This window comes from Blastococcus atacamensis (assembly GCF_002938425.1).
Classification (GTDB): domain Bacteria; phylum Actinomycetota; class Actinomycetes; order Mycobacteriales; family Geodermatophilaceae; genus Blastococcus; species Blastococcus atacamensis.
Map to the genome: position 1 here is coordinate 1 of NZ_POQU01000120.1, position 7,840 is coordinate 7,840.

Here is a 7,840-nt window from a genome sequence, read left to right on the forward strand (position 1 = left end):
TTTTTTGTTTTTCTGATAGAAGACGTAGTACGGTGTTCTCGTTAGTCTGATGAGTTCTAAGATGTGTATAAGAGTCATCCGACGCGCCTATCTCACCTAACGGGACCTGCGCCTCTACATCGAGCGCATTTGTTTTCAAGCATAGGGTGGCATAGGAGGTCTGGTACGGTGTCGTTGGCTCGGAGATGTGTATCAGAGACTGCCTCCGGGAGGCGCGGGGCCCGGGCCCCTGCGGCCCGGACGACTTCCCGCGCGCTACCCGACGAGGACGGGGTGGAACCCGATCGGAGGCGTCACGCGGCGCGCGACACCGGGACGGCCGGCATGGCCGTCACGGGGCCGGACAGCTGCCAGCGCATCTCCAGCCGACGCTTGCCGCTGCCGTCCACGACGGGAACCCACCGGCACTCCGGACATCCAACATCGCGCATCGTTCCGCCGCCTTTCGTTCACCTGCCGTTCACCTTCCGTCCTCCATCGGTCCACTTCACCCCCCTCCGGAAGGTTCGTTACCGAATCGTGACCAATCGGATCGGGAGGCGGCCCGGAGGCCGACGCCGGCCCGGAGGCGGCATCGGGCACCCTGGGGACACGATGACCGCCACTCCCCTGCTCGCCGACGCCGCCGATCTCACCGCTCTGCAGAAGCTGGGCGACGACGCCGACGAGCTGTTCGCCTCGTTCGCCGCCTGGGCCGAGTCGAACGGCACAGAGCTCTACCCGGCGCAGGAAGAAGCGCTGATCGAGCTGGTCAGCGGCGCCAACGTCGTCCTCGCGACCCCGACCGGGTCGGGCAAGTCGCTGGTGGCGACCGGCGCGCAGTACGCGGCCCTGGCCGCGGGCCGGCGCAGCTACTACACCGCGCCGATCAAGGCCCTGGTCAGCGAGAAGTTCTTCGCACTGTGCGGGGTGTTCGGCGCGGCCAACGTCGGCATGCTGACGGGCGACGCGTCGGTCAACGCCGGCGCCCCGATCATCGCCTGCACCGCCGAGGTGCTCGCGAACATCGCCCTGCGCGAAGGCTCGGGAGCCGACATCGGGCTCGTCGTCATGGACGAGTTCCACTTCTACGGCGATCCCGACCGCGGCTGGGCGTGGCAGGTACCGCTGCTCGAGCTGCCGAAGGCGCAGTTCCTGCTGATGAGCGCCACGCTCGGCGACGTCACCTTCCTGCGCGAGGACCTGACCCGGCGCACCGGCCGGGCCACCGCACTGGTCGCCAACGCCGAGCGGCCGGTGCCGCTGCACCACTACTACGCGACGACGCCCATGCACGAGACGATCCAGGACCTGCTGGACACCTCCCAGGCGCCGATCTACATCGTCCACTTCACGCAGGCCTCGGCGCTGGAACGGGCGCAGGCGCTGATGAGCGTGAACGTGGCGACCAAGGAGCAGAAGGCCGCGATCGCCGAGATGATCGGCGGCTTCCGGTTCTCGTCGGCCTTCGGGACGACGCTCTCGCGGCTGGTCCGCCACGGCATCGGCGTCCACCACGCCGGGATGCTGCCGAAGTACCGGCGGCTGGTCGAGCAGCTGGCCCAGGCCGGGCTGCTCAAGGTCATCTGCGGTACCGACACCCTCGGCGTCGGCATCAACGTGCCGATCCGCACGGTCGTCTTCTCCGCGCTCTCCAAGTACGACGGCACCCGCACCCGGTTGCTGCAGGTGCGTGAGTTCCACCAGATCGCCGGCCGGGCCGGACGCGCGGGCTATGACACCGCCGGCACCGTCGTCGTCCAGGCGCCCGAACACGAGGTCGAGAACCTCAAGATGTTCGCCAAGGTGTCCGACGACCCGAAGAAGCGCCGGAAGCTGGTGCGCAAGAAGGCGCCCGAGGGCATGGTGCCGTGGAGCGAGGCGACCATGAACCGGCTGGTCGAGGGCGAGCCGGAGAAGCTGACCAGCCACATGCGGGTCTCGACGGCGATGCTCCTGGACGTCGTCGACCGTCCCGGCGACCCCTTCGTGGCCATGCGCCGACTGCTCACCGAGAACCACGAGCCGCGCAAGAAGCAGCTGCGGCTGATCCGCGAGGCGATCGGCATCGCGCGGTCGCTGCTGCAGGCCGGCGTCCTGGAGCGGCTGCCCGAGCCCGAGCCCGACGGTCGCCGCTACGACCTCACCCTCGACCTCCCCGAGGACTTCGCGCTCAACCAGCCGCTGTCGACCTTCGCGCTGGCCGCCATCGACCTCCTGGACGCCGAGTCCGACACCTATCCCCTCGACGTCGTCTCCGTCATCGAGGCGACACTGGACGATCCCCGCCAGATCCTGTCGGCCCAGCTGAACAAGGCCAAGGGCGAGGCCGTCGCGCAGATGAAGGCCGAGGGCATCGAGTACGACGAGCGGATGGAGCTGCTGGAGGAGGTCAGCTACCCCAAGCCCCTGGAGGAGCTTCTCTCGCACGCCTTCGAGATCTACCGGCAGACCAACCCGTGGGCGGCCGACGCCCAGCTGTCGCCCAAGTCCGTGGTGCGCGAGATGTGGGAGCGGGCGTTCACCTTCCGTGAATTCGTCAACACCTACGGGCTGACCCGGTCGGAGGGTGCGGTGCTGCGCTACCTGTCCGACGCCTTCAAGGCCCTGCGGTCGGGTGTGCCCGCATCCGCGCGGACCGAAGAGGTGACCGATCTCGTCGAGTGGCTGGGCGAGCTGGTGCGCCAGGTCGACTCCTCGCTGCTGGATGAGTGGGAGCAGCTGACCAACCCCGACGAGGGTCCGGTGGCCGAGGTCGCCGTCCCCGCCCGGCCGCGGCCGCTCACCGGCAACGAGCGGGCGTTCACCGCGATGGTGCGCAACGCGCTCTTCCGTCGCGTGGAGCTCTGGGCCCGGCGGCTCTGGTACGACCTGGGCGAGCTGGACTCGGGCTCGGGGTGGAACGCCGACCGTTGGGAGCCGGTGGTGCGCGGCTACTTCGAGGAGCACGCCGAGGTGCGGACCGGTGGCGACGCCCGCGGTCCCGCTCTGCTGATCTGGGACAAGTCGGAACCCAGGACCTGGAAGGTCCGGCAGATCCTCGACGACCCCGAGGGCGACCACGACTGGGGCTTCGACGTCGAGGTCGACCTCGAGGCCTCCGACGAGGAGGGTGCGGCGGTGATCCGGCTGGTCGACGCCGGCCGCAAGGACTGAGCCGTCCGCGGCCCACCCCTCCGGGTGATGCAGCCGGCAGGCGAACGCGCCGATCTCCTGAACAACCCCCCACCAGGAGATCGCCATGACCACCCCAGGACTGCCGCCCGCTTCGGGCGTGCTCTGGACCCGACCCGACGCACTCGTCGAGCGCACTCGCTGGCTCTTCGGCCTGTGCGTCGTCGCGTCGCTGATCCTGACGCTCGGGGCGATCGCACCCACCCTCCCGGTGGGCGGCGTGCTGCCCGTGGCCGCCGCCTCGATCGCGATCATCGCCTCGACCGTGGTGCGCTACCGGCTCGGCCGCGCGGTCGTGGCCTGCGACGTCGTGGACGTCGCTGCCCTCGCGGTGTTCACCGCGCCGCTGGCCGTCCCGGCCGCCGCGTTGGGCCTGACCTTCCCCATGCTCTGGGCACGCTCGGTCTACGGCGGTGGCCGGGGCGTGGCCCTGCACGCCGCCGGCGTGGGCGCCGGGGTGCTCACCGCCACCCTGGCCGGCGTGCACCTGTACGGCGCCACCCCCGAGCACGTCGGCGCGGTCGCCGGCACGCTGCCGTTGATGGCCCTGACCGTCGCCGTCGCCCGCCACCTGGCCAGCCAGCTGTTCGTGCGCGAGCAGTCGCGGCAGCGGGACCGCGCGCTGGCCACCCTGGGCACCCAGCTGCTCGGGCTCACCGATCCCGAGCGCATCCTGGAACGCGCCGGTGAGGCCTGGGCCGCGGTGTGCGCCGCCACCCCCGGCCTGTGCGCGGTCGTGGTGCGGGCCGAGAGCGATGCCCTCGTGAGCGTCGGGCACGCCGGCGCCTTCGAGCAGCCACCGCCGCCCCTGCCCCGCGCGATGCTCCCGGCCGACCTCGCCGACTGCGAGGGGCACCCATGTGCGACCGCGCCGGAGCTGGTCGCCGCGGCCGGCGGGCGGACCGCCTGGGTGTCCCTGCCGGTGCCCGAGACGACCGACCACGCGATCCTGCTCGGTGCTGCGCAGGTCGTACCGGAAGAGGGTGTCGTGGCCGGCCGGTCGCTGCTCAACCACGTCGCGCTGGCCCTGCGGGCCGCGGCGGCGCACGAGGAACTGCGCACCCAGGCCCTGACCGACCCCCTGACCCGGCTACCCAACCGGACGGCGTTCACCACAGCCCTCGACGGCACGGACACCGCCGGTGGCTGGGCACTCTTCCTGGATTTGGACGACTTCAAGGTGGTCAACGACGAGCTGGGCCACGCGGCGGGCGACCGGCTGCTGCAGGAGGTCGCCGCCCGGCTGTCGGCCACCATCCGGACCGACGATGTGTGCGCCCGCCTCGGCGGCGACGAGTTCGCCGTCCTCGTGCGCAGCAGCGACAGAGAAGAGGCGCGCGCACTCGGCCAGCGCCTGGTCGCGGCGGTGTCGGCACCGATCCAGCTCGACGGCCGCGCGGTGCGGGTCGGCGCCAGTGTCGGCGTCGCGGCCCTGGAGGCGTCCGTGTCGCAGACGCTGCAGGACGCCGACGTCGCCATGTACGCCGCCAAGAACGCCGGGAAGAACCGGGTCGAGCTCTTCGGCGGCGCGCCGGTGCCCACCCCGGCCTGATCGGCCCGGTCCCCGGCGGGACGTGCTGGTCGACGGCCGGGCGACGCCGACCGCGAGGATGAGCGCCATGGACCTACGGCACCTGACGACCTCCCGGCTGATGCTCGACGCCGTCGTTCCCGGGGATCTCGGTGAGCACATCGCCCTGATGTCGGATCCGGGAGTTTGGCGGCACCTGCCCTCCGGGCGGCACACCTCGCCGGAGCGGACCGCCGAGGCCATCGAGCACTCCGTCGGCCACTGGGCTCGCGACGGGCTCGGCTACTGGACGGCGCGGCTGCGGTCGGACCTCCGGGCCACGGGGCTCGCCGCCGGCCAGATGGTGGGCACCGGCGGCTGCGCGGTCCGGGTCGGCACGGCCTGGTGGAACCTCTACTACCGCTTCACGCCGGCCGCCTGGGGCCACGGCCTGGCCGCGGAACTGGTCGCCGCCGCGCTGGACGCCGCCCACGCCGTCCGGCCCGAGCTGCCGGTGGTCGCCTACCTGCTGGAGCACAACGTCGAGTCGCGGGGACGGGCCGAGAGCTCGGGACTCTCGCTGGCGTGGCGGGGCCCTGACGCCGGCAACCCGGACCCCGACGCCGTCCGGCTGGTCTACACCGACCGACCGCTGTCCGGCGACCTGCTCGACCGGGTGACCGCACCGGCCTGACCGGGAACGCCTCCCCCTGGCGAGGAGTTGGAGGGGAGGTCGGCTCCAGTGCCGGTCGCGTGCTGCCGATGCAACCGACGGACGACCTGTCGAGACCCGAGGAGGGGCGATGAACTACCTGCGCCAGCTGCAGGCCGAACGACCCGTGCTCTTCTGGGTGGTCATGCTGGTCGGCTTCTACGTGGCCTTCCAGCTCATCCTCTTCGTGGCCGCGCTGATCCTCGGCCCCTTCGGGCTGCCGGGATGGGCGCCGCTGGCCCTCGTCCTGGTCGTCCTCGTCGTCGTCGCGCGCAGGCAGCAGAACTCCCGCTAGCCCCCGTCGCTGCGGGAACACCGTGTGAGCAGATCGACGCCCCGCTGAGCGGCCGGTGACTCCCGGCCCGTGACAGTCTCGACGGCGATGCGCGCATGACCGGCTGGGAGATGGTGGCGGTGCTGGCCGCGGGACTCGCCGCGGGCGGGATCAACGCCGTCGTCGGCTCCGGGACGCTGGTGTCCTTCCCGGTCCTCCTGTCCGTGGGCCTGCCGCCCGTGCCGGCCACCATCAGCAACTCCCTCGGACTGATCGCGGGCAACCTCAGCAGCTCGATCGGCTACCGCGAGGAACTGCGCGGGCAGCGGCGTCTGCTGCTCAGCCTGATCCCCGCCTCGGTGCTGGGTGGCCTGACCGGAGCCTTCCTCCTCCTGCACCTGCCCGCCGCGACGTTCGAGGCCGTGGTCCCGGTCCTCATCGCCCTCGCGGTCGTCCTGGTCGCCGTCCAGCCGCTGGTGCAGCGGTCGCTGGCCCGCCGCCGCGTGGGAGAGCAGCGGACCGTCCGGATCGGCCCGGGCCGGCTGGCCGGCCTGTTCGGGAGCGCCTACCTGACCGGCACCTACGGCGGCTACTTCGCCGCCAGCCAGGGCGTCCTGCAGATCGGGCTCTTCGGCCTGCTGCTGCCCGAGCCACTGCAGCGGCTCAACGCCCTGAAGAACGTGCTGACGCTGACGGTGAACACCGTCGCGGCCGGCGCCTACGTCGTCGTCGCCACCGACCGAGTCGACTGGACCGCGGCCGGGCTGCTGGCCGCCGGCTCCCTCGTGGGTGGTTACGTCAGCTCGCGGTACGGCCGGCGACTGCCCGAGCCGGTGCTGCGGACGGCGATCGTCGTCCTGGGTCTGATCGCGATCGGGGTGCTGCTGAGCCGATGAGTGCGCTGGAGTTCGGCTTCCTCGTGCTGGCCGGGATCGGGGCGGGGCTGGTCGGCAGCATCGCCGGCCTTGCCTCGCTGATCAGCTATCCGGCGCTGCTCGCCGTCGGCCTGCCGCCCGTCACCGCCAACGTGACCAACACCGTGTCGCTGGTGCTGGTGGGCGTGGGGTCGGTGAGCGCCTCACGGCCCGAGCTCACCGGGCAGGGCCGGCGGGTGCTGCGGCTGACCGCGGGCGCGGTGCTCGGCGGCGCGGCCGGGGCCGCCCTGCTGATGCTCACCCCCACCGGCGCGTTCGAGCGCATCGTGCCCTGGCTGATCGCTGCGGCCTCCGCCGCGATCCTCTTCCAGCGCCCGCCGAAGGAGCTGGCCGCGGAGGGGGCCCAGCAGCACGGCCGGCACGGGGACCCCCGGTGGCTCCCGCTGGGCACCTTCGCGATCGCCATCTACGGCGGCTACTTCGGGGCGGCCGCCGGCGTGCTGATGCTGGCCATGTACGTGCTCACCCTCGGCGAGGGCCTGCCTCGCGGTAACGCCCTGCGGAGTGCCACCCTCGGGCTGGCGAACTCGGTGGCCGCGATCGCCTTCATCGTGTTCGCCTCGGTCGCCTGGTCCGCGGCCCTCCCCCTGGCCATCGGCCTGCTCGCCGGCAGCCTGCTCGGGCCGCGGATCGTGCGGCGGGCCCCGCAGACCGCGCTGCGCCGCATCATCGCCGTCCTGGGTCTCGGGCTGGCCCTCTACCTGGGCGTCCAGGCCTACTCCTGAGGCGCCGTCCGTTCCGGCACCCGCTGGGGGCCGGAACGGACGGACGGGTTCAGCTGCGGCCGACGTAGGCGGCCAGCACCAGGACGACGACGCCGACCATCAGGAGCAGCCGGGCCGGGGTCAACCCGTTCACCAGGTCAGCCGTCGCCTCGACCCACTGCGGACGGACGCCGGCGTCGCGGGACCGCTGACGCACGATGCGCACCTCGTCGGCCAGCAGCGTGCCGGCCGTGCCGAGCAGTCCGAGCCCGAGCACGACGAAGACCAGCGCCAGCCGCTGCTCGAAGCTCTCGGCGACACCGCCGAGGACGGCGGCCACGATGCCGCCCACCACCAGGCCGAGCAGTCCGCCCGCCACGGGCGCCCAGGGGCCCATGACCGTCAGCGGCCCCCGGCGTGGCATCCGGGGCGCCGGGCGCACGCTGACCGGGGAGGTCCCGTGCACCTCGGGGGGGAGGTCACCGCCGGCGGCGGGGGCCTGTCTCTTATACAAATCACCGAACCCACGAGACAGTACTAACACTCGTATGT

The 7,840-nt window shown here is 72.1% G+C and carries 7 protein-coding genes; 6 read left to right on the forward strand and 1 reads right to left on the reverse strand.

Annotated elements, in window-relative coordinates:
• Positions 1 to 594 precede the first annotated feature (594 nt).
• From C5508_RS18310 to C5508_RS18335, 6 genes are all read left to right on the forward strand, one after another.
• The gene (locus C5508_RS18310; RefSeq protein ID WP_104526354.1) at positions 595 to 3,135 is read left to right on the forward strand and encodes a DEAD/DEAH box helicase; all 2,541 of its coding nucleotides are present in this window, start codon (positions 595 to 597) and stop codon (positions 3,133 to 3,135) included.
• Positions 3,136 to 3,220: 85 nt separating this feature from the next.
• The gene (locus tag C5508_RS18315; protein WP_104526355.1) at positions 3,221 to 4,705 is read left to right on the forward strand and encodes a GGDEF domain-containing protein; all 1,485 of its coding nucleotides are present in this window, start codon (positions 3,221 to 3,223) and stop codon (positions 4,703 to 4,705) included.
• 67 nt (positions 4,706 to 4,772) lie between these two features.
• Entirely contained in the window at positions 4,773 to 5,357 is a 585-nt protein-coding gene (locus C5508_RS18320; RefSeq protein ID WP_198598175.1) for a GNAT family N-acetyltransferase, read from the forward strand.
• Positions 5,358 to 5,466: 109 nt separating this feature from the next.
• Positions 5,467 to 5,670 (forward strand): hypothetical protein, encoded by a 204-nt coding sequence (locus C5508_RS18325; RefSeq protein WP_104526356.1) that lies wholly within the window; start codon positions 5,467 to 5,469, stop codon positions 5,668 to 5,670.
• Between the two features lie 95 nt (positions 5,671 to 5,765).
• The gene (locus C5508_RS18330) at positions 5,766 to 6,545 is read left to right on the forward strand and encodes a sulfite exporter TauE/SafE family protein (RefSeq protein ID WP_104526357.1); all 780 of its coding nucleotides are present in this window, start codon (positions 5,766 to 5,768) and stop codon (positions 6,543 to 6,545) included.
• Positions 6,542 to 7,309, forward strand: coding sequence for a sulfite exporter TauE/SafE family protein (locus C5508_RS18335; RefSeq protein ID WP_104526358.1), 768 nt, complete (start codon positions 6,542 to 6,544; stop codon positions 7,307 to 7,309). Before C5508_RS18330 ends, C5508_RS18335 begins: the two co-directional genes overlap by 4 nt.
• 49 nt (positions 7,310 to 7,358) lie before the next feature.
• Here C5508_RS18335 and C5508_RS18340 read toward each other — a convergent pair.
• On the reverse strand, positions 7,359 to 7,840 hold a 482-nt coding region (locus C5508_RS18340), incomplete at its 5' end, for a hypothetical protein (RefSeq protein WP_332872205.1).

Coding starts and splice junctions, on each gene's coding strand:
- C5508_RS18330 (WP_104526357.1), top strand. CDS start 5,766: ATGACCGGCTGGGAGATGGTGGCGGTGCTGGCCGCGGGACTCGCCGCG.
- C5508_RS18325 (WP_104526356.1), top strand. CDS start 5,467: ATGAACTACCTGCGCCAGCTGCAGGCCGAACGACCCGTGCTCTTCTGG.
- C5508_RS18310 (WP_104526354.1), top strand. CDS start 595: ATGACCGCCACTCCCCTGCTCGCCGACGCCGCCGATCTCACCGCTCTG.
- C5508_RS18320 (WP_198598175.1), top strand. CDS start 4,773: ATGGACCTACGGCACCTGACGACCTCCCGGCTGATGCTCGACGCCGTC.
- C5508_RS18315 (WP_104526355.1), top strand. CDS start 3,221: ATGACCACCCCAGGACTGCCGCCCGCTTCGGGCGTGCTCTGGACCCGA.
- C5508_RS18335 (WP_104526358.1), top strand. CDS start 6,542: ATGAGTGCGCTGGAGTTCGGCTTCCTCGTGCTGGCCGGGATCGGGGCG.